The sequence below is a fragment of the Paenibacillus sp. 2RAB27 genome, assembly GCF_052115445.1.
GTDB lineage: Bacteria > Bacillota > Bacilli > Paenibacillales > NBRC-103111 > Paenibacillus_E.
This window is the reverse complement of sequence record NZ_JBFRGR010000012.1, coordinates 37723-63403: the sequence shown is the minus strand read 5'-3', so window position 1 is coordinate 63403 and position 25681 is coordinate 37723. Positions and strand designations below refer to the sequence as shown.

The window sequence follows — 25681 nt, the reverse complement described above, 5'->3', positions numbered from 1 at the left end:
GTTGACCTTATGGAATTCATACGCATAACGAGTATTGAGGATCCGTTGTTTCGATCGATGCACGATCTGATGAAAGAGGTATTCCCGCCGGAGGAAGTGCTGGATTATCCATTGTGGAAAGAGCCGTTAGAAGACCCGGGCATTCGCGTTTTTGTTGCGGTGCATGAAGGCAAAGTGGTCGGTACGACGGAATACCGCTATTACGAGGATTGGCAAGTGGCGATGACGGATTTCACCATTATTGGTGGGGCAGGGCTTGGGATCGGTCGGTTTCTAGCGAGAAAACGCTGGCAGGACCTTGAGCGACTTGCGGCAGAATCGGGAAAGCCTATGCTAGGGATGTTCGCTGAGATTTACGATCCATATCGGATCGAGGGGCATGCTTTTGGCGGCGTGAAGCCGATGGACCCTTACGTTCGACGTGAGGTGCTGTCTCATCTTGGCTACAAGCGGATTGATTTCTCCTACGTACACCCATCCTGGGAGAACAATGGGGAAGCTGTTGAGGAACTGGATCTATGTTTCCTGCCAACGGATGAAGATCAGGCGGAGATTAGTGCGGCGTTGGTGGCACAATTCTTGCGGCGGTATTATGCGGTGCTTGCGAATAAGCCCCATGCTTGGGAAGCGATGGTTGATGGTTTGGAAGGGAAAGAGAAGCTGGCGCTGTTGCCGTTGTAAGGTGTGTGCTAAGCAAAAAGGAGTCCGAATGGACTCCTCTACTTCTTTCTAGGTTTAAAAGTCTACCAACCGAAGTCTAGCGTTTTCCCCGTCTCGGCTAGCGTCTTGATGTTGCTAAGAATCATCCACCAGCTGGCTTTAGTAGACTCAAAGCTCGGGTGGTCTGGCGTCCATTGATCGTTCACAAGCGTCAATTTCGTACAGTTTCCAACGGTTTCTAGGGTCATTGTCATGCGTGATTCAAACTCTGCATGGTTCTCCCGATAGGAAGGACCTGCATGCTCGGTACAGCTGAGTAATTTCTCAGGCTCATAAGCCAATATTTTGCCATATACATGCACCGTTTCATCGCCATCTTGACCAGGACCAATATAGGAATAATCCGAGCCAATTTCAAAAGTTGAATGCAGCACGCTGCCAAATAAAATTTGCCGAGTACCTTCTGGCGTGATGAGAATATCCCAAACTTGCTTCGTGCTTGCACCAATATAAAATTCATACTTTAGCTCCATAATCGCTCGCACTCCTTCGCTTCTGTGATCCTACCTATCATAATGCAGCAAGTATTCCCATGTATTGTAAAAACGCGACAAGGAGTGTTCGATATGACTACGAATCTGAATCTGAGTACGAGTCTAGGGACGAATGCGACTCCAACTACAGGCCCTACGTTACCTAGTCTGGGTATCATTAATTTTCAGCAAGGTGGGCACAAATTTCAGCTATGTCGGTATGCGCCGGCTGAGGATGTAGCCTTTTTCGTTCGGCACTACTGGGTTGTCAGATGGGACCTAGTGGGCAAAGACCCCTACACACAGCATGTTATCCCGAATCCTTGCGTGAACCTCGTTGTGGAGCCAGAGCGCACGGCAATTTTCGGACCTGGCAAAGAGAAATACGGACATCACCTGGAAGGTCAGGGGAGTGTATTCGGCGTGAAATTTAAGCCGGGTGGCTTCTACCCTTTTGTCCAAGAAAACGTATCTAGTATGTTAGACAATCCGCTGAGCATTAGGGATGTTTTTGACACCGACCCGCGCTCTTTGGAAGCTCAGGTGTTTAGCCATAGTGACGATGGGCGGAACATTAGTCTGGTTGAAAACATGATTCGTTCCAAGCTTCCTGCGCAGGATGATCAAGTCACGCTGGTTAATCAAATCGTGGATCATGTGTACGGGCAACCCGACATTACCAAGGTTGATGCGATATGCGAGCATTTCCAGATGAATATTCGTACGTTGCAGCGCCTCTTCGATCAATACGTAGGTGTCAGTCCGAAGTGGGTTATCAAAATCGCCCGCATCCAAAACGCAACAGAAACCACTGACGGAAACGACACGCACAACTGGGCTAAGCTTTCGATGGATCTCGGTTATCACGATCAGTCTCATTTTATTAAGGATTTCAAGTCGATCCTGGGTCAGACGCCGGAGGAGTATGTGTTAGGGAAGCGGGCAAAGTGATGGAAGGCGTGGTGGTGGGAGAGTGCTAGGAGGGGCCATCCAGGCATTCGCTGCACTCCCCACACCGCCACTTCGCGATTTCGCTGCTGCGAGTTTAGATCCTTGGCGCACCGAATCCACTAACTGGAAAACCTCCATCTATTTTCTGAAGTTTTCATCGAAATGAGTAAATAAATGGCAAACCTCCATCTAATTGGCGGGATTTTTGCCAGCATTCCCTAATCTGGGCGAATTAGCGGGAGGAAATCCAGTTATTTCAATAAACAAGCTCTTTTCGGGGAAAATAACTGTATGAAATCCATCTAAAGCTACGGAACTGGTAAACGTGGAAGAGTCAAGTAACAGCAATCCATGCAATACGCCACCCAAGCTACTCTACTTAAAACAACCGTTACTCGCCAACCTCCAATTAGCTACCCTGCCACTCTAAGCTCCCCACCATACCAATGCTACTCAGTATAACCACTCACTCGCCCGATCGCTAACAAACTATCCAGCCACATCGAGCTCTCCCTCAAACATTAGCTACTTAGCACAACCGTTACTCGCCCGACCTCCAAGTAGCTACCCTGCCACTCTAAGCTCCTCACCATACCCCTGCTACTTAGCACAACCGCTACACTCCCCCAATACATCTAGCTCTAACAACTGACATGCACTAGGCACCTACCTTAGTCGCACCTAGCCAACCTAGTCGCTCCATCGCTTCCTACATAGTCTGTTGCTTTGTGCTTTGTTGCTTTTTCCGAAGAAGCGGGCCAAGCAACACGACTCCCACGAACAGCAAACAGCCGCTCAAAGCATACACCGTCAACAAGGATGTTGAATCCTTCAAATAACCGGATAAAGCCATTCCTATCAGCATCATCCCCATGAAAATCGGCGTAATCGCTCCGCCAACTCGCCCCATGAACGGTCCCTCAGTGTTCCGCATAATCAGGGTTTGAATACCGACCTGGATGCATGGATAGAACAATCCACTTATGATCTGCAGGATCAGCGTCAACGATATGAGTGTGGAGGCTCCAACGCCAATCGTGCAGATGGCACTTACTAGTAAACCAATCGCGAGCAAAATCTGAGGTTTGACCTTCTTCGCAACACCCATAATGGCAGCTCCCCCGATAAGCATGGCGGCCCCATTGGCCATCATAAACCATTGGAGGGACTGTTTACTTAGTCCTAATTTCTCAATAGCAATGAATATCGCGAGTGGTTGAATTAAACCGGCGGCTAATCCAGTGACACCGAAAGTGAGGCTCAGCGTTCGTAGCGCACGGTTGGTTTGCACATACCGCAGACCGGCCGTTAGCTCTTTTAAGAAGCTACTGCTCCCCGCGGAGACTTCTTCTCTGTCGTCTTTCGGGAGGGAAGTAAGGACAAGCGATGAACCCAAGAACATCACACCTGTGAGGATGAGCGAAGCCTCAATGCCATATTTCAGATAGATGAATGTACCGACGGCAGGTCCCAAGACCATGAAGATAGCTACGAGGGATTGAGACATTGCCATGACACTCTGGAGCCCATCCGCGGGTACATTCTTTTTGTAGAGCTTCATGGCAGACGGTTGAGAAAACTGCGATAAACTCGCGGAAATAAACGTCCCCACCAGCAAGGCGTACCAAGAACCAGAGAGTACAGCAAGCAACACGATGAATACAGTAATGGCGGATATGAAATCACACCAAACCATGGTCAGCTTCGGACGCCAACGATCCGCGAACGTGCCGCCAATGAAGGCGAAGATGAAAATAGGCGCTGTCTCTACAACGGAAATCAAGGATACATACTGCGGATTATTATGGGTAATGTCCGAGATATAGAGGAGGATAGCGAAATTACGGATCCAAATACCGAGCTGCAAGAGCACGCGGGACAGGATAATGGTACGAACATAACGATTGGTTAACAAAGGTTTCAGTCCTTTCGATTAATAATTACTAAATTACTAATTTACTAAGTTAGTAAAATAACAACCAAATCATAGCTCACTCGACCGAAGGAAGTCAATATGGATTTATGAATGGGAAATAAAAACGGCTGCCCTTGAGGGCAACCGTAAAGGTAGTACGTCATTCATTTTCGGTGAATTTTACGCACCGCGAACAGATAAACAATCGTGGGAACCGGGGCCTGAATAATGCCCCAAATGCCCCAGAACCAAGGGTGGCGAGCGCCACGTCTGCGGGAATCAACGTACAGCCATGTGCTTTGTACGAGTATAATCAATGCGATACCGATCCATGCCCAAAGGGGCAGTTGATCGAATTTGGATTCAGTTGGTGTCATGAGAATCCACCTGCTTTCTTAGGATTAGCCAAGCTAACGGAACCAATATGGCCGCTGCTTGGATGGAGAGGAAGGCAACCGGCTTAGCCGTTACCGTGAGATAATACACATAAAACAAAAGCATCGCGCTGATCCATAGGATCACTAGATCGCGCACCAGTCTGGATTTTCGCTTACTTTGCGCCGCGGCAATTTGCTGATCGAACCAAGCGGTGCTCGGCGTTGGCACGTGGACTGCAGCTTCGAGCAGATCCAGCCCCTCGCGCAGCTGGCGAGAGGTCATTTCATCGGCAAGCTCCTCGCTTGTTTGTCCCTCGCCGCGCCCTCTTCGCTCCGGCTCTCCACCCTCTAGCGGTTCTTGCCGCTGCCGCTTGTGCAACTCATCATCCATCTACATCAGCTCCTTCCGTAGTTGTTTTAATGCATGGTGCACCCGAGATTTCACGGTGCCCTCCGCGATGCCGAGCATGCCGCCAATTTCTTCATAGGTGTATCCGTAGTAATGCTTGAGAATGAGCGGAATGCGGCTCTCACACGGCATATCAGCTAAGGCATCTAACACCTCCGGCCAAGCGTCATCCGTGTGATGTGCGGTCTGCCATTGCAATTGGCGTAAGGATTGCAGCTGCTCTTTCTCCTGCCACTTGCGCTCCCAAAGGCGGCGTCTGCTCTGATCGATCATCAACCGAGTGGCGATGGTGATTAACCAGGACGAGAACTTCGAAGTCCCGTTGTAGAGCTTTATTTTTTCGATACATCGGGCCATCGTTTCTTGCGTAAGGTCCTCAGCTAGAGAGGGATTCAGCGTGATTTTGACCAAATATTTATACACAAATGCATAATGCTGCTGCAGAAGCTGAGACAGAGCGGCGGTGTCGCCTAGCATGGCTTGACGAATGAATTCATTCTCTTCCAAGTGATTGAACATCCTCTCTGTCTGGAATCATAAATAGTACGAACAGCTACTACAAACCGTTCACAGCCCCACGAAAAAATATGTAGAATGATTTATTAGCTTACCACGGCAGCGCTCAGACATGTATAATGACAGCAGGTAAGTCCATATGAATGAGATGACTAATGGAGGACAACATATGAAACAAGGCATATATGCAAGAGCGGGACTATCTCCTGAAGAGTTGGAGGAAGTTCGAGCGCTATGGGAGCTATGTAATAAGCATGAAGGTATTGACATTAAATTAAACTGGGGCACTTTATCCAGCCGTCCTGCTGGTGTGACGAATGATTTCGTATATTATGAAAATGACCGGATTGTCGGTTTCCTTGCCATTTACAGCTTTTTATCTACCGAGGTGGAAATCAGCGGCATGGTGCATCCAGAGGCGCGGCGCCGAGGGATTTTCAACCAACTTGTTCAAAGGGCCATGGAAGTGTGCAGCCAAAGAGAGGTTCCTAAGCTTATTTTCATCAATGAGCGTGGCTCGGAAAGCGGAAAAGCTTTTTTGAGCAAGCTGGGCGCGGCGTACTCTTTTTCAGAGTATGTGATGGAGCTGAAAGAGCAGGTAATCCCACTCGCCTCCACGCAAACAGAGTTGAGCATTCGCTTAGCAGATCGTTCCGATTCGGAATTGTTAATTAAGTTGAATATGTCAGGCTTCGACATGACGGAAGCTGACACACGTGAGTATGTGATGCAAACCATTACGGGTGACAAGGAACGGACGTGGATTGCGGAGCTAGGTGAGAACAAAGAGCCGATTGGAAAGCTGGGTGCGATGGTGGAGCCGGGCGTTAGTGGATTTATTTATGGTTTTTGCGTGCTGCCTGGGATCAGGGGCAAGGGGTATGGTCGTCAGATTTTGAGTCAAACGATTACAGCGCTGAAAGAGCAAGATCAAGCGGAGCACATCAAGCTGGAAGTATCGGTAGAGAATGAGAAAGCGCTCGGCCTCTATGAATCCTGTGGATTTGCAACGAAAAACGCGAATGACTATTACGTGCTCCTCCGCGCTTAAAAAAAGGATAGTACAGCAGATTCTGCTGTCTATCCTTTTTTGCTATTCGAAAGGAGGTTAGGTTCATTCCCCCCATGAGAACCGAGAGTGCTGTGGCCCCACATCGCCAACCACCAGCTTGCCCTCTTTCGCCACCCAGCCGAGCTTAACTGGAAAACCTCCATCTATTTTCTCCAATTTAGCTCGATTTGGACGATTAGCTGGAAAAAGTACAGTTAAAATCCCCAATATCAGCCATTTCAGCGAAATAGGCTCAAGTTAACTGGAGGAAATCCAGTTATTTTATCCTACGCGAGAAAAGTAGCAAAATTAGCTGTAGTTTATACAGTTAAAGTCGCTATGGTGCGGAGGTGCGATTTGAGATGGTACGATGGTGCAATTGTCAGTCAACGATGCAGTCGTCGATAGTTAACAGTGCAATGGAGATATTGAAGTTGAAGCCTATCTATTAATGATAAATGAGTTCAGATGACGCGCTAATAATCGTACCCGTATTCAGCCCCGCACAGATGTCCTTCATCGAGCCAGGCTTGTCGAAATTGAACACGTGAATCGGTACATGGTAGTCCCGCGCTAGAATAAAGGCAGATTGATCCATCACCTTCAAATTGTGCTGAATCACATCGTTGTAATGGAGGGATTTGTACTGGAGCGCCTCCTGATGTTGCTTCGGATCTTTGTCGAAGACACCGTCCACGCCTTGTTTGGCCACGAGAATGGCATCGCAATTGACTTCGATCGCCCGCTGTACAGACGGATAATCCGTCGTAACGAAAGGCTGCCCATTTCCGCCGGCGAAAATGACGATGTACCCTTTTTCCAAGTGATGAATGGCTCGTAAACGAATGAATGGCTCCGCCACAGATGCGATCGGGATGGCTGTCATAACACGGACCTCGGCCTCTGTCTTGGCTTTCAACACACCGCGCAGCATCAAACTGTTGATGACTGTTGCAAGTGTGCCGATATTATCAGCCTCCGCTTTCTCGATGCCCCAGCTTTCGCCCATATTGCCGCGGAAAATATTACCTCCACCAATTACAAGACACACTTCAACGCCTAAATTCACGACGGTCATAATTTCATTGGCGATATGATCCAGCTGTGTAGGGTCAAATCCGAAGGAGTTGTCACCTGCGACAGCACCGCCACTAAGTTTAATGAGGACTCGCTTGTACCGTAAAGCCATTACCATATCCCCTCTTTCTGATGAGAACGCCTGTACGATAGTTTGTGTCTGACTAGGAAGTATAGTGCGGCAATCAACGGATGCTTACAAAAAAACACTAAAGCCTTAAATGCTCTAGTGTTTTCTGTGTCTGCTTCCTCATGTTAGATGTAATTGTACATGAATTAAGCGGAATTTTGCAATTTTTGCGGAACTCGCATGTGGACGATAAGTCCAATGATGACTAGGACCAGTAAAGAGCCAAGTGCTACTCGGCTCGCTAGGTTGCCAGTAGAGGCCATTGCCCATGTGATGGAGCCATAGAGTAGAGGTCCGACAATGGAGGACACCTTCCCTGAGAAGGCGAATAGGCCGAAAAATTGACCGCGTTTTTCTTCCGGTGTTAGCTGCACGATCAATGTACGAGAGGTCACCCACATCGCACCCATAGAAACACCATACAAGCTGCCTGCTACCCAGAAGATGCTTTGGCTTGTTGCTAAGGAAGCGAGGGAGATGGCCACAATGAGGATGATAGCGACAATGGTTACGGCTTTCTTAGGTCCAATACTGCGTGTCACATAACCGAATAGGAAGGACCCGATCACGCTAGACACCGTGGATACAAGATAAAGTAGAATGAACTGCCCTGTCGAGAAGCCCATGACGGTATTCGCATAAATGGCCATAACGGCAATCGCTGTAGCAATGGCATCGTTGAAGAAGAAGTAGGCGATCATGAACGTGAAAGCTGCTTGGTACTTTCGAGCTTCCTTGAACGTCGTCCAAATCTCGCGATAACCGCTAAGCAACGACTTATTGCTAGCCACTGGCTTTTGCCGCTTCTCTTTATACAAGAACATGATCGGCAGTGAGAAGATGAGGAACATGACCGCACTTGGGATGAATGTACTCTCGAAGTGATTATCGTGAACGAACAAGAAAACAATAAGCCCCACGAGCGTACCTACATAACCGACGGCTACACCAAATCCGGAGATCAAAGGAATCTCGCGTTCATTGCCCAGATCAGAAATCATGGAGTCGTAGAACACTAAGCTGGAGTTATAGAAAAATTTGGCGACCATGAAAAATAAAATAACACCAAGGATGGATGTATTGAGGCCGAGCCATTCTTTATTTGTATCCCATACGGCCGATGCCCCCATCAAAAATGTTGCGATGATCGCGATCAGTGTGAAGGGGACGAGATAGGCTTTCTTTTTGCCCGTGCGATCGATCCAAACACCGAATAAGGGAGATAGGAGCACTAAGAAGAAGCTAGATAACGCATTGGAGTACGTGATGAACGTACTTGCAATCTGGTTCATTTCCTCGCTGCTGCCTAAGGTTTCTTTTAAATAAAAAGGGTAGAACACAGTTACGATATTGGAAGAAAAAATGGTATTTGCAAAATCGTACATCGCCCATGCGAAAATAGGCAGGGAGAAAAATAACGCCCAAACACTGCGGCCTTGCAATGGTTTGGAAGCGGGTTCAAGCTTTGCCATTCGGGCACACCCTTTCTCTTCACTTACCTCTATTTTTCTATTATATTGGCGATTCTGTAGGGAAATCCCTTTTCTTCACAATAATAATAAAATCTCCCCCACCTAAGTAGGTAGGAGAGTTCTGTAGGAGAGATCAATAAAAGGCTACTTGTCCGATGGAGGTCTAATGAGATCAACCTCGATCATGTCCTGATTCTCTTGCATTTTGAGCACGTTAATGCCGTTGCGTTCTAAGGTGGTGGAGAGGGTTTCTTTGTTTTGAGCTGGGAAAACGTAGGCTAGGCTGCTTTTATTGTCGAGCAGGCGTTTCGCCACCTGTACAAGTCGTTCCATTGTGAACGGCTTTTTGAGATATTTCTCAATCTCTTTCTCATGATAATCATGAGGCGGATCGAGCGCTGTTGAAACAATGACCGGCGTTTGTGCATGCACAGGATGCTTGTACAAGTCTGCGATGAAGTCCCAGCCCGTTTTCTCGCCTTCTAGATGGATGTCTACGATGAACAGAACAGGACCTTCACCCTCACAGCGACGCAATGCGATCATGCCTTCCTCAGCGGAACGCAGTTGGATGGAAGGTAGACTTAGCTTATTTAAAGCGACTTGAATTAATTTGGCCAAGTTATCATCATCTTCGAAAATAACGATTTTCCCGTCTAAGCCGGAAATTTCATATTGATCGAGTTCAATCCGGAACGTGGTGCCGTGTCCCATCTCGGACGTATAGGAGATGTGCCCGCCATGGCCCTCGACGATTTCTTTTACAATGGCGAGTCCGAGGCCAGTGCCGCCTATTTGACGGCGGTCGGAGTTGTCGACTCGGAAAAACTTCGAAAACATATGCTCATTCGCTTCCGATGGTATACCGAGACCGTAATCTTGAATAGCAATGGTAACTTTACCCTCATGTGTCAACAAGTGAATGTCGATATGATCCGCTGCCGGTGAGTATTTAATAGCATTGCTAATTAGGTTATCAAAGACTTGGCGAATACGGTCCACATCTGCCCGTACCCACAACTCAGGTTCTTGCTGATGAATGACGATCTGATGCAGCTGCTTATCCTGCCATTGCTCTGCGATTTCGGTGACGAGAGACTGCAAATGAATCGGTGCGAAGTTGTACGACTGACGACCGGACTCCATCCGTTGTAGATCTAAGAAGTCATTGATTAAATTCGACAGGCGCTGAGCTTCGTTATGAATGGTTTCCATGTAACGTTTCTGCTTCTCTTGCGGAAGGTCGCGATGCAGTAAAATTTCTATAAATCCAAGCACACTGGCCAGCGGAGTCCGCAGCTCATGTGAAACAATGGAGATGAATTCATTCTTCATTTCATCCACGCGCTCTTCTTCTGTACGGTCACGGAAAACGAAGAGGTAGCCCTGCTGCTCGGTGCCTTCGCTCACAACGGTAGCGTAGAGCTCCGCGTGTTGGAGCTGTTCGTCCTGCTGGAAACTGAAGCGCTGCGTCAAATGAGAAAGCGAACGATCTATCAAGGCCTCGATGGAAGCTGCTACCCCATGAAAACTAGGCGATTTGGCCCCAATCTCATAGCTGCAGCTAACAAGGTTCTGGCCGATCCGTTCATTTATCCCGAAATATTGATTCATCCGATGATTGGCAAAGAGAATCGTACCCTCTGAATCACACATCATCATACCCTCGTGGGCGGATTCTAGAATATTTTGAATAAGGTCATGCTGACCTTCTAATAGCAATTTCTCTGCCGTGAGTTGATCGTTCAGTAAGGCTAAGCTTTCTGCTTGCTGCAGTTTCTCATCATTGACTACCTGTGCATAGAACGCTAGTCCGAATTGACGAACTAAACCTTTGGTTAGTCGTTGATTATCTTCTTGATATTGCGAGCATTGGTAACTCGTCAGTAAGAGAAAACCAATGACTTCTTGTTTGTCATCCGTGAGTGGAATGTAATGATCGATAGCTCGTGTCATACCGTTATGGACACCTTGCTCATTGCCTGTCACATCACGGGTATGTGTGATCGAAACGCCCTCTTCGAATACACGTCTGGCTGGGCCGAAGAGCTCGCTGCGTGAAGCTTGAACGTGTCCCTTGGGATACCCGATAGAATGAATAACCTCGTAGGAACTCGCCCCGTTCTCTGATCGATTCTCGAGGACAACTAAGGCCGCATCCTGCGCAAGCGAATTTAATAAGGCAGGCAGCGTATGTTTCAAGAAATCAGTTAACTTCACATAGCCAGTGAGCTTCTCTTGGTACGAGGAGATGAGTTCCAAATCTCGTTCGCGCTCAGACAACTTAGCCAACGTAATCTGCTGCTCCTCTTGCTGGGCAATAATTTCCTCGTTCTGGGATTCCAGGCTCTCCGCCATATAGCGGTAAGTTTCCTCGCTCTTGCGCAGTTCCTTCTCCGCTTGGTAGGAGCGTAAGGAGATGATGATGGACATAGCTCCTGCAAGAAGAGCGATCAGGAAGCCGACAATGGTGATCAAACGGGAGGTTTGACCTGCTTGCTGAGAAGCCTCATAAGCTGAAGACGTAATCTGCCCAATATTTTTTTCGATACTCGTATGAATGACACGATAGCGATCCATTAGCGTTTTGCCGCCAGTAACACGGGCTTTCGCTTCTTCAATTTTACCTGCACGGAATAATTCTAAAGTCGTATCATAGTACTTTTGCAAATTGGTAATGGCTGGTATCGCCTGTGTATCAATAATGAGTTGTAGGGTTGGATATTGCTTCTCGTAGGTCGAAAGCGTGCTTAAATCCATGGCGACCTGTTCTCTTCCCGTGGTATAAGACTCAAGAAACTGTTCATTTCCACCACCTAGTTGGTAACCGCGGAGACCCGTCTCCTGATTGATTAAGCTGGCCAATAAACTATTGGCCGTCGTCAGAATCGGAAGTGCCTGATTCACGATCGCATTGTTTTCTCTCTCCATATTTCGAGAAGCCATATAGTTGGATACACTGACGAAAGCTAGTAAAACGACTATTAAAATAACATATAGCATGGAGATCCGCGATCTCGTGAAAGTCTTCATTCCAATCGGTCACCTAACTTCTAATAGAGTAAAAGATCACCTAGAAATTCGACAAACGTCAACAAATTCCTCTAAAAATCGATAATGTCATGTTTTCTTCCATCATAGATTGCAGAAAAGGGAGATGTCGTTTAAAATATGAGTCAATAACGATGTGGATGTTAAGTCATGTGACATAAAAATTTCCAAGAGGGAGGCGCACTGTGCAGGTGAAAAACATCAAGATTCCGCCGCGTCATGAAGTACGTCCTTATTTTCAACCGATTATCTCTTTGCAGAGTCAACGAATAATAGGGTATGAAACACTAGGTAGATGGGTTCGCGAGAGTGGTGTGGAGAGCTTAGGTCCCTTTTTCAAAGACCCTGATATTTCCGAGGACATGCAGCTGATGATTGATCGTCATTTAAGAGAGCAGGCCATTGAACGAATAGTTGCTGCATCGGACGAGAGTGAACTGTTTATTAACCTAAAGCCCTCTTGGATTTATAGAACTTACAAGCGAACAGGCATCTTACCAACGATTGAATTGTTAAAAAAATACAAGATTAATCCTTCGCGGATCGTCATTGAAATCACCGAGGAGGAATTTACGGGCAAGCTCCAGGAGCTGACGTGGATTGTTGAATTATATCGTGAATTCGGATGTACGATCGCCATTGATGATGTCGGAAGCGGCTTTAGTAACTTCGACCGAATTGCGAGCTTGCAGCCGAAAATCTTGAAGGTTGACTTGAATATTTTGAAAAAGAGTATCGTCCACGATGGCTACAAGGCAGTTATGCAGTCATTCTCCATTGTATCTGCTCAAATTGGAGCTTCCCTACTCGTTGAAGGCGTCGAAACGAAGCAGGAGCTGCGCAGTGCCTTGCAGGTTGGGGCTAGATATGTGCAAGGCTTTTTGTTCTCAAAAGCAGAGCCAGACCTGCAGCGTCCAGATGCCTACAAAGCTATGCTGGAAGAGGAAATTAAATCGTTCGGACAGGATGAATTTGGGCGATATCATCACCTGCTGAGTGTACATCAAAGGCTGGATGCGTTAATCAACGCCTCCGTTCACTTCTCGACTGCGGAGGAGGCTGATGCGGTAATTGAGCAAACCATCGGTAACGTTACGGACAATTGCATCCGTATGTATATTTGCCAGGGCGATGGCTATCAGATTTCCTCTAACTACACGCGTTCCGAAGACGGGTGGGGCAAAGACGAGAGCTACCGTCAAGCGAATTGGACGTGGCGGCCTTATTTCATCTCTAACATTCTGATGATGAATTTGCAAAAGCAAGGCATTCTCTCCCAAGCCTATACCGACTTGGACACCTCACGACAGATTCAGACTTACTCGTGTGCGATGGGAGAGGGTTATTATTTGTTTTTGGACTTATTGATTTGATGGAGGGGGAAATAACCAATAATCAAATACCGCTCCACATTTCGCGAATAGATGGAAAAGGTACAGCTAATTATATCGTTTAAGCTGTAATAAAACGTTTATATGGAAAATCTCCAGTTAATTTGGGGTAAGTGGTTCATCGGAATCGGGCAGATTAGATGTAGGTTTTACAGTTAAATGAGTTAATTAAGAGAATTGAATGAAAATAGCTGGAGTTTATACAGTTAACTCCTTGGATTAGCTTGTTGGTGGATGGGGTAGTGTGGAGGATGGAAGGGAAATAGTGAAGGGTGGGCGTAGTGGGAGGACGTGTAAGGAGAGTAGCTGAGATCGTGTAGTAGGTTGCTAGAGAGATAGAGTAGGATGGACAACGGATATGCATGGAGCACAAAAGAGGTTATCCCAGGTGAAGCATGGGATAACCTCTTTTGTGCTTAATATGAGGGCCAAGGTGTGTCCCAAAAAGCTACTCGCATAAATAGCGTTATGCCATGACGTTATTCGGCTATATTTCAAATTTTTCCAAGGTATAGGATGATAGCATAACGTTATCTATAACTCGAAATGAGCATGGTTCTAAACTCAAAAAAGAGGTAGCCAAGATGAACTACATCTCAGGCTACCTCTTTTAGCTACTACGCCTCAACCCACTCGCGGCGGAGCGAGAACAAATCGCGCAGCTCGTCGGTCGACAGCTCGGTGATCCAGTTCTCGCCGGAGCCCACGATCTGCTGGCTAAGGCCGAGCTTGCGCTCGATCATCTCGTCGATGCGCTCCTCCAGCGTGCCAAGCGTCACGAACTTGTGCACCTGCACGTGACGCGTCTGGCCGATCCGGAAGGCGCGATCCGTCGCCTGATTCTCGACGGCAGGATTCCACCAGCGATCGTAGTGGAACACATGATTCGCCGCCGTCAGGTTGAGCCCGATGCCGCCGGCCTTCAGCGAAAGAATGAACACATTTCGCTGCTCGTCGACCGGCAGGTCATCATTGTCTTGGAAGTGCGCGATCATCTCATCGCGCCCATTCTTGGATGTTCCGCCGTGCAGGAACAGCACTTTTTCGCCGAGCTCCTGCTGAAGCACATGCTGCAGTAGGTTGCCCGTCTCGACAAATTGCGTGAAGATCAAGCATTTGTCGCCCTCTTGGCGCAGCTCCTGCACCATCTCGAGCAAGCGCTCCAGCTTGTTGGAGCGTCCGCTCCACGGGGCGCCAAGCCCTTCTTTGAGCAGCAAAGCCGGGTGGTTGCACACTTGCTTGAGCTTCGTCAATGCAGCGAGGATGAGGCCACGCCGCTCCATCGCTGATAGCTTATCCAGGCGATCGAACATATCCTGGATGTAATTCTCGTACAACGAGCCTTGCTCCGCTGTGAGCGAGATGAACGTTTTGGACTCGTTCTTCTCTGGCAAATCCAGCTGGATCGCCGGATCCTTTTTCTCGCGCCGCAGTAAGAACGGGCGGATCAGCTTCTGAACCTTGCCAATCGTCACCTCATCGCGTGTCTTCTCGATGGCATTCACATAGCGAGTCGTGAACTCGCGCACGGTGCCGAGGTAGCCAGGATTCGCGAAGTCGAAGATCGACCATAGCTCGGTCAGACGATTCTCGATCGGCGTTCCCGTCAAGGCAATGCGATGGAACCCATTCAAGCGGCGAATCGCCGTAGCTTGCTTGGTATAAGCGTTCTTGATATTTTGAGCTTCGTCCAAACAGATCGAGTTCCAAGCAATAGCGCCCAGCTCACTCTCATCCAAATGGGAAAGCGTGTATGACGTTAAGACAAGATCGTATTTGCCAACGATTTTCTCTGCAAAAGCCGGACCTTTTAACCGTTGTGGTCCATAGTGAAGATGGACACGCAACGAAGGCGCAAATCGTTTCAGCTCCATCTGCCAATTGCCCAGCACGGAGGTCGGGCAAACGAGTAACGATGGTGTGCCTGGCTGCTCGGTCTCTTTGACCGTGAGCAAGTACGTGATCCATTGGATCGTTTTCCCGAGACCCATGTCATCGGCTAAGCAGCCGCCAAGGCCGAATCTACGTAAGAACAACAGCCAGGAGATACCGTCCACTTGGTAGTGGCGAAGGGAGCCGTGAAAGCTAGGCGGTGGCTCAATCATCGGAATCGCCGAGGTCTGCGTCAGCTGTTCGATCATGTGGCGCAGCTGTTCGTTCAGCTCGACCTCCATGTCGAGGTAGCGCATCGCATCTGGATCATCCTCGGCAGGCAGCAAGCCGCCTGCGTCACCGGCAAAATGCAGCTCCAGCACATCGCGGAACGACAGCCCCTGCTTCTTGTGCACTTGCTTCATAATCTGCTCGACCTGCGCCATGAATTTGGGGTCGAGCTGAATCCAGTTGCCGCGAATCTGGATCAGCTTGCGCTTCTCCTCGAGCAATTGACGGAATTCCTCTTCCGTCAGCTCCAAATCCCCAACAGCCAGCTTCCAGTCGAACTGCATCAGCTGGGTTAGCCCGAACATCGTCTCCCGTCCAGAACCGACGGAAGACTTGATCTTCGCGCGCAGCTTCGGCCGCATCTTGCGGATGCGATCCCACCACGCCGGCAGGAACACGCTCGTTCCTGCCTCAACAAGCCTTACGCTTCCTTCTGCGAGGAAGCGCCAAGCCTCCTCCTCCGTCACCGTCTGACGGAGGACGCCCTCGCCCGCATCCAGCCACGGCAGGATGCGCACCCACTTCGCCGTGTCGCGCTCGACACGGGCGATCTCAGGCAGCCACGCCTCCGGCAGTGGCTGCTCCCCTGCGACCGGCTCGCCGACGGTCGTCACGGTGCGCAGCACCTCCGGCGCCAGCCGGTCCTGCAGCAGCACGCGCAGCTGCCAGCCTGCGCCGTGCGCCAGGTCGGGCTCGACGAGCTGCAGGCACGTGCGCATCGGCGTCCGATCCTGACGCCAGCCAATGCTGACGAGCCAGTCTTCCTCGTCGAGCCACACCTCTGCGCTGACATCGCCGCGCCGCATTAATGGATACGCAGATTCGAGCTTGCGTAAATTGTCTTTCATGATCCCGTCGGCATCGACCCATTCCGGGATCAGGGCATGAATCCAGCGTGATATCGCTGGCGTCTCTAACAATTGCAGCTCTTCCGGCAGCTGCAGCTTCCAGCCGATTTCGCCGGACTTCCATTTCTCGTAGTCCGGCATGAAGCGGCCTGTCGCAAGCGACTCGCGAATAGCAGGAGCCAGCGCAATGACATCAGCGCTAGAAGCATGCCACTTCAATTGTAAGTGCTGAACAGGCTGCGGTTCGCTGAAGTAATCGAGCGCTTCAAGCGGCAGCAGTTCGATGCCTTCTCGATTCTGCCATTCACTCGGTTCCATGAAGGTGCCGAAGAAGGAGGCGCGATGCCAGGCGAATAGCATATGTTTTAAATCAAGAGCATCCCAAATACCGCCGTTTTCACGGGAACCCCATAGAAATAATGACCCGTTAGGTAAGGAACTAACGTGAACGGTCAGCGCGCTGGTTTCGATCATCGAATCCATTTTCCTTTCTTGAGCTCTTCTTGGAAAGCACGCAAACGCGAGAACTTATCCGCTAAGCGGTAAATATAGTGCTCCCAGCGGTCATCCTGGCCGATGTGTTTATAAATGCTATGCAGCTTCTTAAGAAGACGGACTGCCGTCTTGTAAGAAGCTCTATTTTTCTCCAGAACAGCCCGTTCGGCTGCTTGATGATAGAGCGGAAGGAGCAGCGCGGAGTCGTGCTCTTCGATTGCTTTGAGCTCCATCCCGTATAAATTCAAGGGTGAAATCCGATTCGCCAGCTGCAAATCCACCCATTGACGGTACCTTTTCGTTTGGAGCAAATACGCGGTGTAATAGTAGTAGGAACGTGGGAGTAAGGACTCCATCACCTGTACCCATTCGCTATCGTTTGCCAGATGCTTCGTCGTATCTAACCAATATTGGCAGAACGTGCGGAAATCATCATGATTCGCATTCGTTATCGAAGGGAACAGCCAGCGCAGCCAGACCAGCATGTGGTCCCACTGTCCATCGCTCGCGAATTTATTTAAATAGAGGAAGAAATCCTTCGCATGTGGATGAGCCAATTGCCCAAGACGTTCGAAGGCTTGCTCGGTATGCCCTTGCATAATATCAAAATGCGCTCTAGCCGCAAGCAACGTATCCTTTTTCTTCGGAAGCAGTTCCTTCTTGGCCAGAAGACCGTCGAGACGTGCGACTTCCTCTTCCTGTGCGCTAGGTTGATCCGTCAGCTTCCACCAGATGAAACGATACACGAACAGCCAATCAACTGGACTGTCCTTGCCTTGCAGGGCGGATTCCCCAACCATTTTCATCGTGGATAACCATATCTTAGGCTCCGCCAGGAAAGAGCGGTTCACATCTATGCGGTCGACGAATTCGACAAGCTTATCTTCACAGTTTTTGGCGGAAATCTTGCACCCATTTTCATGGTAGTAGCTTAGGTAAGAGCTTTTCGTTTCTTGATAAAACTGTTCGATCTTCCGCATCATGAACAGTACAATGTGGAACATATAGAGTTCACGCGTCGTATCGCGCCAATTGGCTGCATAAGGCGGCAACGACTCCAAGGCGGACTCATAGAAGGTTTCTATGGAATGTTGATGCGAAATGGAGAAGCCGTGAAACTTGCCTTCAAAAAAACGATGCCAATCACTCGGCATACTCTCTTCCAAGGGCACGTTCGCCTGTGCGGCCGCTTTGCGTTCTTGTATAACGGAAGCTGCAGCACTTCGGGCTGGTTTCTTCCGTGTATGGATTTGCTGTTTTAGCTGCTGTAGGACAAGCTCTGCACGACCATAAGCGGCGTATAGGTTGAAAAACGTAGCACCGATATGCTGACAGAAGCCATCGAAAGAACAAGTGCAGGTACTTGCAGCGAAATTTTCTAAATGAACTTCTACCTTATGGACTTGTTTGCTTGTGACGGTGGCTAGAACACTAAGCCCTTTGAGATCAACCTCGGTCACGCGGCCTTTATGATAATACTCCCAGCCTTGCTCCAGACGGATGGCGTCAAAGTGCAGCGGGATTTGCTTGATGAGGTAGTTCATTCGATTTTTGGGAATTTGAAGTTTCAACATGTGATCGTTCCTACCCTCCGAGCGGCGCATTCCTTCTTCCATAGTAACAGATTTTTTCCGAAATTGCCCATTTCCACAGTTTATGCCAAAGGTGATATTTTTAATCCGTGCCGAAAGGGGTTAACCCTGCATTCTTACCTAGAATATGATAAAGTGAAGCTAGATGAAATGCTTCTTGAAGGGAGACTGCGCGAGTGGGTATTAAATTTGGTCGTGAATATAAGGACATTGTTACTGATTTTGTACGTGGGATCGAAATGGTGAATGGTTTCTATGAGCTGCTGGAGATGAATGCAGAAGACTGGCAGGAGCTGGATGAAAGTGAACAAGAAGAATGCCTGCGTACGCTGGCTGATGATATATTCTACGGACTAGGCAGTTCACCGGTGATGCAGGTTGGCGCAGGATCAGTTAAGCATGATGCGGGGAATCACGTGCTCAAGGTGCATGATGGCGAGAAGCTGGTTTCGGTCATTTATTTGGTTTAAAACAGGCAGAACTGTACGATAGAAAGGTGTAAAGAAGCTATGTTGGATGGCGCAAGAAAGGTTCTACAACAGGTTTACGGGTATCCGGAGTTCCGGGAAGGCCAGAAAAATATTATTACGAACCTTCTCGAAGGGAAAGATACGCTAGGAATTATGCCGACAGGCGGCGGGAAATCGATCTGCTATCAAGTGCCAGCCCTGCTGATGGAGGGAGTGACGTTAGTCATTTCCCCTCTTATCTCTTTGATGAAGGATCAGGTGGATGCGCTTGGCGCTCTAGGAGTTCCTGCCACATTCATTAATAGTACGTTGGAAGCTAGAGAAGTGGAACAGCGCATGCAGGGGGCTATGCAGGGCAAATATAAGTTGCTTTATATTGCGCCTGAGCGTCTAGAGTCGGAACGGTTTCGTGCCAGGATGGCGGCGTTGAATCTGCCTTTGGTTGCGATTGATGAGGCACACTGTGTCTCGCAGTGGGGACATGATTTCCGTCCGAGTTACGTCTCGATTGCTCCGTTCATTCGTCAGCTGCCGAATCGGCCGATTGTGGCTGCTTTCACCGCAACGGCTACTGCTGAGGTCACAGCGGACATCGCGCGTTTGTTGGATCTGGATGCCGCAGGGATTTTCATCAATGGCTTTTCGCGTGACAATTTGGAGCTAACCATTCTTCGCGGAGAGAAGAAGCGGGATTACATACAGAACTATGTGAAGGAACATACGCATCAGCCCGGCATTATCTACGCTGCGACGCGTAAGGATGTTGAGGATTTGTACGAGACGTTGCGCAAAAAAGGCTTCGCCGCAGGCAAGTATCATGCTGGCATGTCTGATGATGAGCGCTCCTACATGCAGGAGGCGTTTCTCTACGATGATATTCGCGTGATGATCGCCACGAACGCTTTCGGGATGGGGATTGATAAATCCAACGTCCGTTACGTGATTCACTACAATATGCCGAAAAATATGGAAGCTTATTACCAGGAAGCCGGCCGTGCGGGGCGTGATGGTGAGCCAAGCGAGTGTATTCTGCTGTTCAGTGCGCAGGATATTATGACGCAGAAGTTCCTGATCGAGCAGAACCAGCTCTCGCCTGAGCGCAAAGCGAACGAGTACAAGAAGCTCCAAACGATGATCGACTACTGCTATTCGCCGCGCTGTTTGCGGAACGCTATTTTACATTATTTTGATGAGCAAAATATTAAAGACACCTGCGGGAACTGCAGTTCCTGCAAGGACGATCGCGATACCGTCGACATTACGGTCGAGGCGCAGAAGATTTTCTCCTGCATCCGCCGTATGAACGAGCGCTTCGGGATTTCGATGGTCGCTTCGGTTTTGAAGGGCTCCAAGGCGAAAAAGATCATGGACTATCGATTTGATCGCTTGCCGACTCATGGGATTATGAGCAATTTGCCCGAAAAAGAGATCGCTGAATTGATCAATGTGCTGATTTCGGAAGGTTTCTTGCAGCTGTCCGATGGTCAATACCCGGTTGTTCGTTTGATGCAGCCTGCTGCCGAAGTGCTTCAGGGCAAGCTGACCGTGAATCAAAAGGTGCGCAAGCAACCCGTACGCGCTGTCGCCGCAATGGACAATACGTTGTTCGAGCAGCTGCGATTGTTGCGTCGTGAAATGGCTGCGCGCGAGAAGGTGCCGCCTTATATTATTTTCGCCGACAGTACGCTGCGTGAGATGAGTGAGAGCTGTCCGACTACGGAAGTCGCGATGCTGCGCATCAAAGGGGTCGGTGAGGTGAAATACCGTAACTACGGGAAGCCGTTCTTGGAGTTGCTTCGGACGTATGCGGGAGAAAGTGATATGGGTGTAGTTGCCTATGATTACGAGTGAGGGAGTGGGGACACGATCATCCTCACGAGTAGGTGCATCGACCCGATCGCTAACCCAGAATGGGCCTTTGCAATAGGCGTCGATTTTAGAGCCGGCTGTCTCCCCTTACAAAGGTGCGGTCACATACAATTCCAAATAAGGGTCTGCCATAACGCTATTTGTTCCACATACAGATTCTACGAGAAAATAGCATGATCAAATAGCGCTATTTCGATCAAAACGAGCGGCATACGCCGTTAATATCAAAATAAGGCTATGGGGTAACGTTATTATCCTGAATTCTCTTCTATACTAGCGAATAAGGTGTTTTCATAAGGCTATTTTTGGGTTGCCATATTTATTAATAGATACGCTGGCGGTAGAAGTATCGAGGAGTTGGTGAAGGTGAAGCTAGAGAAAGTAACTGTGGATGAGCGGTTGTCCGCGTCGGGAACGTGGAACCTCGAAGCTGAGGAGAGCAAGTGGATCGTACGGAAGTATCGGTTCAAGGCTTTCTTACAGGGAATCGACTTCGTTAACGAGGTAGCTCGCATCTCGGAAGCAGTTAACCACCATCCCATGATCGCCATTGATTATAAAATGGTAACGCTGCGCCTGACCTCGTGGAGTGCCGGTGGTTTGACCGAGCTTGATTTCTCGACTGCTGCGAAGTTTGATCAGGCGTTTGTGGAGTTAACGCGCTAAGAGGATAGTCGGACCTGTATAGACCATGCAGTGGAAGTCAGCTGCTCCGGTTGGCGTCCACTTCTCATAGGTATCCGTGATCGTGAAGCTAGCACGCTGGTAGGCACGAATAGCTCGCTCGTTCCAGACGAGTACCTCGAGGTCGATTTCTTGTTCGGGGGCTCTTTGTTGGGCTTCGGCCACAAGGAGTTGAACGAATTGCGTGCCAAGTCCCCCACCGATTGTGCCACGGATTCCGCCGACATTAGCACCACCGCTGCCGCATAGATCAGGCCGAAGCCCTAGGCCTAGCCGGGTAACGCCAACGATCGGGAAATACTGTACGAATCCGGTTAGCGTACCGTTTATATCCACCACACCGCGATATTGTTCATCCCTTATTGGGGGATCAGCGAATTCGGATTGGTTGTCGAGCATTGTGGCCCAGGTTGGCCAGTTGTAAATGTCGTAGGGAGCCGGATAGCTCCACGTRCACAGTTCCTGACAATCCGATGCCGTTAGCGGGACCACGCGCCAAGGTAAAGTTAAGGTAATAGGTTCAGGCATATTGTGGCAACCTTTCTATAAGCAGTATTTGGCCATTGTTCTATTTTAGACTAACAAATCCCCTTATTCTAGCCGACGTCTGAAAGATACGGAACGACGTTCCGCAATTTTTTAACATTCAATGCTGAAGCGCCCATTTTCATTATATCAATAACAATAAGGAGGGCACCCGTGATGACACAAGTGACCATTCGTGAAGCTGTCATGTCCGATATCCCCCAGCTCAAAACTTTAATGCTCGCTTATATTGTGGATTTCTATCAGTACCGACAACCGGAGGATGAGAAGCTGAACGCTTTGATTCATGAATTGCTCGAACAGAAAATTGGCATTCAATTTGTTGCTGAAACGGAGGAGGGGGCGTTAGTCGGCTTTGCGACGTTATACTTCACATTCAGCACGCTGCGCGCCTCCAAAATTGCGGTGATGAACGATTTGTACGTTGTTGAAGCTGAGCGTGGACAGGGTGCGGCGGCAAAGCTTTTCGCTGCCTGCAAAGGGTACTCGGCCAGACACGGTTATGCAAATTTAACCTGGACAACGGCACCAGATAACTTACGCGCGCAAGCTTTTTACGATAAAATGGGTGGAGATCGAAGCAATTGGCAATCGTACTCCGCTAATCCCACAAGTGGGATGGGAGATTAACTGTAGGTAGGGGAAGGTGGCAGAAACCGTGGAAAATATCGTAAGTCAGTCGTGGTTGCTTGGGCAATTGGGGGATGCGAATATCGTCATCGCGGATTGTCGTTTTGCACTTGGTAAGCCTGAATCAGGCCGTGAACAGTATGAGCAGGATCATATTGAGGGTGCGGTGTATGTCGATTTGGAGAAGGACCTTTCCGGTGCCATTATGGCGCACGGCGGACGACATCCGCTTCCGGATCTTGGTGCATTCTCGATCCTCGTCGGCAGTCTCGGCATTGACGGCACGAAGACCGTCGTTGCTTACGACGATCAAGGCGGAGCTATGGCATCGCGCTTGTGGTGGATGCTGAAATTCCTCGGCCACTCCGAGGTATACGTATTGGATCAAGGGTACACCACGTGGAAATCCGCGGGGTACCCGGTCACGGCTGAAGTGCCAGCGGTATTCCCGCGGACCTTCTCACCGAAGGTGCACCGCTCCATGCTGGCGAGCATGGATGAAGTGAAAGACAAGCTCGGTCGCCCAGGCACCGTGCTGGTGGATTCGCGCGAGGAGCGCCGCTACCTCGGGTTGGAAGAGCCGATCGATGCGGTGGCTGGCCACATCCCGGGCGCGCGCAGCTTCTTCTGGAAAGGCGTTCTCGGCGAGAACGGTGCTTGGTTGTCAGCTGCGGAGCAAGAGCAGCACTTCGCCGCGCTGCGTGACGCTGATGAAATCATCGTCTACTGCGGTTCGGGCGTGACGGCGTGCCCGAACGTTCTGGGGCTTAGCGAAGCGGGCTTTGACAATGTGAAGCTCTACAGCGGAAGCTGGAGCGACTGGATTTCGTGGGCAGATAACCCGATTGCGACGGGTGAGGAAAAATAGGATAGAAGCCGCGTCTGACGCGGGTTTGAGGGCTGTAACAGGTTATGAGTAAGTGACCTGTCACAGCCCTCTTTTGGTCTTTTGCAAACAAGTTTGCAAACAGGAATATGTTGAAAACAGTTGCAGAATACCCGTGACCAACCATAGCTCGGCAATCTTGTTTCCGTCCGTCCACAAACAAGGGCAGCGGAGCTTTTGATCGGGAGCAAGAGTAAGCATACCTTTAATAGCAATTCACTTGCCCTTTTCTCGCGTTTCTGTTGCATACTAGTCTTGGAGTATCCGCAGCAGGAATGGGCAGGTTCGGGGGAGTAGTCGCTGCAAACCAATGATCCACAAGACCTACAAGCCGCTTTGTAAAGTAGCTGTTCGGAGCAAACATTACCTATCCACAGATGTGGCAGCACCGTACGGGAGCAAGAGTAAGCATACTCGTCCACAAACCCCTGTAAGGGGAAAAGCCTAAGCTAAGCTTTGAAGAGTAAGTATTATATTATTTATTATTCTCTTGTTGTCACTCTTCTGTCACTCGCTGTCACCCTTTGTCACTGCGGTGGCAGTTTTACTTGCTCCCTCTCTAGGTTCCTCCTGTTAACTTCTGTCACCTTGTCACCTGTCGATCCCTGTTCCAAGCCATGTTGTTGTTTGCTGGTTGCTGCTTTCAAACTGGTGACATCGTGACAAGACTTGCAACGGTCAACCTTCACCACGTCGCTCGTCCACTGCCACCCCCGTGACAACAAGTGGCAGTCAAACGGGGCAAAGGACTCCCAAATGACTGCCACTACTTTTGTCTGTGTGTTGCTTTAGGTGACATTAGGGGGCCAGTAGAAGCAAACTAATAGCAATAAGTTATTCAAGTACTTTAAGTGCAAAATGGTGCCTATTCCCTACACCGCTTTCATCTATATCAAGCAATTCGACTTCAGAAACGGTTTTACCGATAATAACACGTAGTGCATTCGAAAACGATGAATATGAAGTAGTAAATGGATTAGTTACTCTACCAACCATCTCATTATTTCCATCTATAAGATTAACTGGTCCTTTATCATTCGGATTACCCAAAATTTCAATTTTCAGCCTATCTCCCCTTTTGAAATCTAGGATACTTCTCTTCATATTATACCTCTCTGCTGTGCTCCAAAAACCACTTAAAGTAGTATAACCCATTTCATTTTTGAGTTCGTAAAACTTTCTAATATTTTCATTTATCTGATCTTCTTCGTCTCTCTTAGCTTCTTGTTTACGTTGCTCCTTCATTTGTATTTTGATCGTTTCGGGCAAATTAGACATTAAACTTAATATTTTTTGATTATATTCTTCTAAAACTGCTACTTTTTCATTAATCGTATTATCATTAAAGTCGGTTCCGCTTTCTTTAGATACTTGGAGTGTTAATATTCTTTCCCGCTCTTTGAGGATTTTATTTAGTTCTTCTAGTGTCTCGATTTCATCACCTATTATATCGCCCCAGTCTGCGATAGAGGAACCAATATTTTGTTTTATTCCATCTGTTATTGCTAACAATATCTCAAAGTCCCCCGTACCTGCTGCACTATTTAATTTAATTTTACTTTGGATCTTTTCAGCTAATGCTGTAACTCTCTTATCTAATTCAGTAATTCGTCTATAAGCGGCAATTGCAAATTTCTTCTGGTTTCTTTCGAAATCAATCTGAAAAGAATTCTTAGCAAGAAACCATGAAAATAAAACCGAAAATATAAACTGAATAATATTTAATAATGCAACATCAAACTTTGTTGTTTTTTCGTCAGTCATTGCTACCTGTAAAACAACGATTCCTATCGCGATTATTCCCAAAAATCCTATAACAAGTATTTTCGAAATATGTTTATTAAAGTTCCTCTTTTTCATAATTTTCGACCCCTTATGCAATTTATCCCAATGATTCGACATTATCACATTTTAATTAAAGGGGGAAGTGTTAAATTGTATAATATTGGATCCCTATTGGTTATG

Annotated in this window: 21 protein-coding genes; 9 read left to right on the top strand and 12 right to left on the bottom strand. The window is 48.5% G+C overall.

Annotated elements, in window-relative coordinates:
- The first annotated feature begins 9 nt into the window (after nucleotides 1–9).
- The gene (locus AB4114_RS17810; RefSeq protein ID WP_441989670.1) at nucleotides 10–681 is read left to right on the top strand and encodes a GNAT family N-acetyltransferase; all 672 of its coding nucleotides are present in this window, start codon (nucleotides 10–12) and stop codon (nucleotides 679–681) included.
- Between the two features lie 62 nt (nucleotides 682–743).
- Here AB4114_RS17810 and AB4114_RS17805 read toward each other — a convergent pair whose 3' ends face one another.
- Entirely contained in the window at nucleotides 744–1193 is a 450-nt protein-coding gene (locus tag AB4114_RS17805; protein ID WP_171638211.1) for an SRPBCC domain-containing protein, read from the bottom strand.
- A gap of 93 nt (nucleotides 1194–1286) precedes the next feature.
- Here AB4114_RS17805 and AB4114_RS17800 point away from each other — a divergent pair, with 93 nt between their 5' ends.
- Nucleotides 1287–2144, top strand: coding sequence for an AraC family transcriptional regulator (locus AB4114_RS17800; RefSeq protein ID WP_441989669.1), 858 nt, complete (start codon nucleotides 1287–1289; stop codon nucleotides 2142–2144).
- 709 nt (nucleotides 2145–2853) lie between these two features.
- Here the strand turns inward: AB4114_RS17800 and AB4114_RS17795 are convergent.
- The 4 genes from AB4114_RS17795 to sigY form a co-directional block, all read right to left on the bottom strand.
- The gene (locus tag AB4114_RS17795) at nucleotides 2854–4059 is read right to left on the bottom strand and encodes an MFS transporter (protein ID WP_441989668.1); all 1206 of its coding nucleotides are present in this window, start codon (nucleotides 4057–4059) and stop codon (nucleotides 2854–2856) included.
- Between the two features lie 164 nt (nucleotides 4060–4223).
- Nucleotides 4224–4436, bottom strand: coding sequence for a sigmaY antisigma factor component (locus tag AB4114_RS17790; protein ID WP_441989667.1), 213 nt, complete (start codon nucleotides 4434–4436; stop codon nucleotides 4224–4226).
- Nucleotides 4423–4827 (bottom strand): YxlC family protein, encoded by a 405-nt coding sequence (locus AB4114_RS17785; protein ID WP_441989666.1) that lies wholly within the window; start codon nucleotides 4825–4827, stop codon nucleotides 4423–4425. Before AB4114_RS17785 ends, AB4114_RS17790 begins: the two co-directional genes overlap by 14 nt.
- On the bottom strand, nucleotides 4828–5352 hold the full coding sequence (sigY, locus tag AB4114_RS17780; RefSeq protein WP_441989665.1) for an RNA polymerase sigma factor SigY: 525 nt from the start codon (nucleotides 5350–5352) through the stop codon (nucleotides 4828–4830). It abuts the gene before it with no gap.
- A 178-nt stretch (nucleotides 5353–5530) separates the two neighbouring features.
- On the opposite strand from sigY, the gene AB4114_RS17775 reads away from it, so the two are divergent.
- A complete protein-coding gene (locus AB4114_RS17775) occupies nucleotides 5531–6412 on the top strand; it encodes a GNAT family N-acetyltransferase (protein WP_441989664.1) in 882 nt (293 codons plus the stop codon).
- Between the two features lie 448 nt (nucleotides 6413–6860).
- On the opposite strand, the gene pyrH is transcribed toward AB4114_RS17775, so the two are convergent.
- The 3 genes from pyrH to AB4114_RS17760 form a co-directional block, all read right to left on the bottom strand.
- The gene (gene pyrH, locus AB4114_RS17770) at nucleotides 6861–7601 is read right to left on the bottom strand and encodes a UMP kinase (RefSeq protein ID WP_441989663.1); all 741 of its coding nucleotides are present in this window, start codon (nucleotides 7599–7601) and stop codon (nucleotides 6861–6863) included.
- Nucleotides 7602–7765: 164 nt separating this feature from the next.
- On the bottom strand, nucleotides 7766–9091 hold the full coding sequence (locus AB4114_RS17765) for an MFS transporter (protein WP_441989662.1): 1326 nt from the start codon (nucleotides 9089–9091) through the stop codon (nucleotides 7766–7768).
- A 144-nt stretch (nucleotides 9092–9235) separates the two neighbouring features.
- The gene (locus AB4114_RS17760) at nucleotides 9236–12124 is read right to left on the bottom strand and encodes an ATP-binding protein (RefSeq protein ID WP_441989661.1); all 2889 of its coding nucleotides are present in this window, start codon (nucleotides 12122–12124) and stop codon (nucleotides 9236–9238) included.
- A 209-nt stretch (nucleotides 12125–12333) separates the two neighbouring features.
- Here AB4114_RS17760 and AB4114_RS17755 point away from each other — a divergent pair, with 209 nt between their 5' ends.
- Nucleotides 12334–13515 (top strand): EAL domain-containing protein, encoded by a 1182-nt coding sequence (locus AB4114_RS17755; protein WP_441989660.1) that lies wholly within the window; start codon nucleotides 12334–12336, stop codon nucleotides 13513–13515.
- Between the two features lie 635 nt (nucleotides 13516–14150).
- On the opposite strand, the gene AB4114_RS17750 is transcribed toward AB4114_RS17755, so the two are convergent.
- Both AB4114_RS17750 and AB4114_RS17745 read right to left on the bottom strand, forming a co-directional pair.
- Nucleotides 14151–17027 carry a DEAD/DEAH box helicase gene (locus tag AB4114_RS17750; protein WP_441989659.1) on the bottom strand — a complete coding sequence of 959 codons (2877 nt, stop codon included), beginning with the start codon at nucleotides 17025–17027 and terminating at the stop codon, nucleotides 14151–14153.
- A complete protein-coding gene (locus AB4114_RS17745; RefSeq protein ID WP_441989658.1) occupies nucleotides 17015–18613 on the bottom strand; it encodes an SWIM zinc finger family protein in 1599 nt (532 codons plus the stop codon). The genes AB4114_RS17750 and AB4114_RS17745 overlap by 13 nt, the downstream gene beginning before the upstream one ends.
- A 194-nt stretch (nucleotides 18614–18807) precedes the next feature.
- Between AB4114_RS17745 and AB4114_RS17740 the strand changes: the two genes are divergently transcribed.
- The 3 genes from AB4114_RS17740 (at nucleotide 18808) to AB4114_RS17730 (ending at nucleotide 21636) form a co-directional block, all read left to right on the top strand.
- A complete protein-coding gene (locus tag AB4114_RS17740; protein WP_171638187.1) occupies nucleotides 18808–19101 on the top strand; it encodes a hypothetical protein in 294 nt (97 codons plus the stop codon).
- A gap of 39 nt (nucleotides 19102–19140) precedes the next feature.
- The gene (recQ, locus tag AB4114_RS17735; protein ID WP_441989657.1) at nucleotides 19141–20952 is read left to right on the top strand and encodes a DNA helicase RecQ; all 1812 of its coding nucleotides are present in this window, start codon (nucleotides 19141–19143) and stop codon (nucleotides 20950–20952) included.
- 384 nt (nucleotides 20953–21336) lie between these two features.
- Entirely contained in the window at nucleotides 21337–21636 is a 300-nt protein-coding gene (locus AB4114_RS17730) for a 4a-hydroxytetrahydrobiopterin dehydratase (protein WP_441989656.1), read from the top strand.
- Here AB4114_RS17730 and AB4114_RS17725 read toward each other — a convergent pair.
- Entirely contained in the window at nucleotides 21625–22182 is a 558-nt protein-coding gene (locus AB4114_RS17725; RefSeq protein WP_441989655.1) for a GNAT family N-acetyltransferase, read from the bottom strand. The two genes, AB4114_RS17730 and AB4114_RS17725, sit on opposite strands and share 12 nt — an antisense overlap.
- Before the next feature lie 174 nt (nucleotides 22183–22356).
- Between AB4114_RS17725 and AB4114_RS17720 the strand changes: the two genes are divergently transcribed.
- Together AB4114_RS17720 and AB4114_RS17715 are read left to right on the top strand one after the other, a co-directional pair.
- Complete coding sequence (locus AB4114_RS17720; protein WP_056622098.1) at nucleotides 22357–22830, top strand: GNAT family N-acetyltransferase; 474 nt, start codon at nucleotides 22357–22359, stop codon at nucleotides 22828–22830.
- A 28-nt stretch (nucleotides 22831–22858) separates the two neighbouring features.
- Nucleotides 22859–23698, top strand: a complete 840-nt coding sequence (locus tag AB4114_RS17715) for a sulfurtransferase (RefSeq protein ID WP_441989654.1) — start codon at nucleotides 22859–22861, stop codon at nucleotides 23696–23698.
- An 852-nt stretch (nucleotides 23699–24550) separates the two neighbouring features.
- Here AB4114_RS17715 and AB4114_RS17710 read toward each other — a convergent pair.
- Nucleotides 24551–25576 (bottom strand): hypothetical protein, encoded by a 1026-nt coding sequence (locus tag AB4114_RS17710; protein ID WP_441989653.1) that lies wholly within the window; start codon nucleotides 25574–25576, stop codon nucleotides 24551–24553.
- Between the last annotated feature and the right edge of the window lie 105 nt (nucleotides 25577–25681).

Bases quoted from the DNA above. Each gene is read 5' to 3' on its own strand.
- AB4114_RS17775 (WP_441989664.1), top strand. From the start codon at position 5,531: ATGAAACAAGGCATATATGCAAGAGCGGGACTATCTCCTGAAGAGTTG.
- recQ (WP_441989657.1), top strand. From the start codon at position 19,141: ATGTTGGATGGCGCAAGAAAGGTTCTACAACAGGTTTACGGGTATCCG.
- AB4114_RS17745 (WP_441989658.1), bottom strand. From the start codon at position 18,613: ATGTTGAAACTTCAAATTCCCAAAAATCGAATGAACTACCTCATCAAG.
- AB4114_RS17785 (WP_441989666.1), bottom strand. From the start codon at position 4,827: ATGGATGATGAGTTGCACAAGCGGCAGCGGCAAGAACCGCTAGAGGGT.
- AB4114_RS17810 (WP_441989670.1), top strand. From the start codon at position 10: ATGGAATTCATACGCATAACGAGTATTGAGGATCCGTTGTTTCGATCG.
- AB4114_RS17710 (WP_441989653.1), bottom strand. From the start codon at position 25,576: ATGAAAAAGAGGAACTTTAATAAACATATTTCGAAAATACTTGTTATA.
- AB4114_RS17750 (WP_441989659.1), bottom strand. From the start codon at position 17,027: ATGGATTCGATGATCGAAACCAGCGCGCTGACCGTTCACGTTAGTTCC.
- AB4114_RS17805 (WP_171638211.1), bottom strand. From the start codon at position 1,193: ATGGAGCTAAAGTATGAATTTTATATTGGTGCAAGCACGAAGCAAGTT.
- pyrH (WP_441989663.1), bottom strand. From the start codon at position 7,601: ATGGCTTTACGGTACAAGCGAGTCCTCATTAAACTTAGTGGCGGTGCT.
- AB4114_RS17765 (WP_441989662.1), bottom strand. From the start codon at position 9,091: ATGGCAAAGCTTGAACCCGCTTCCAAACCATTGCAAGGCCGCAGTGTT.
- AB4114_RS17790 (WP_441989667.1), bottom strand. From the start codon at position 4,436: ATGACACCAACTGAATCCAAATTCGATCAACTGCCCCTTTGGGCATGG.
- AB4114_RS17760 (WP_441989661.1), bottom strand. From the start codon at position 12,124: ATGAAGACTTTCACGAGATCGCGGATCTCCATGCTATATGTTATTTTA.
- AB4114_RS17800 (WP_441989669.1), top strand. From the start codon at position 1,287: ATGACTACGAATCTGAATCTGAGTACGAGTCTAGGGACGAATGCGACT.
- AB4114_RS17720 (WP_056622098.1), top strand. From the start codon at position 22,357: ATGACACAAGTGACCATTCGTGAAGCTGTCATGTCCGATATCCCCCAG.